Below are 399 nucleotides of genomic sequence, written 5' to 3'. Positions count from 1 at the left end.
ACCGTCAACTGGGACGACGAGATCGTCAAGGCCATCGCGCTGACCCGCGACGGCGCCGTCGTCCACCCGGCCTTCGCCGGCTGACGCGCCCGAGGAGAGACACTTCATGGATCAGACCCAACTGTCCGCCCGCATCGCCGAATTGAAGGCGAACCTCGTGGCGCTCGGCCAGCAGGCCGATCTTCTGGCCGCCCAGGTGGCCACGTCGCATCCCGCCGTCGAGTCCGCCGCCGGTCACGGCAGCTTCTTCGTCACCGGCCTGACGGTGCTCGTGCTGGCCTGCTTCGTCGGCTATTACGTCGTCTGGCGCGTCACCCCGGCGCTGCATTCGCCGCTGATGGCCGTCACCAACGCCGTCTCCTCCGTCATCATCGTCGGCGCGCTCGTCGCCGCCGGACC

Annotated in this window: 1 protein-coding gene; it reads left to right on the top strand. The window is 69.2% G+C overall.

Going from position 1 to position 399, the window contains the following annotated elements; all coding sequences use genetic code 11:
- Nucleotides 1-106: 106 nt before the first annotated feature.
- A partial coding sequence (locus EJ913_RS31350; RefSeq protein WP_148125333.1) for an NAD(P) transhydrogenase subunit alpha part 2 occupies nt 107-399 on the top strand: 293 nt, incomplete at its 3' end.

The organism is Azospirillum doebereinerae (genome assembly GCF_003989665.1).
Lineage (GTDB): Bacteria > Pseudomonadota > Alphaproteobacteria > Azospirillales > Azospirillaceae > Azospirillum > Azospirillum doebereinerae.
The sequence above is the reverse complement of the archived record's forward strand: the minus strand, read 5'-3'. Positions and strand labels throughout refer to the sequence as shown.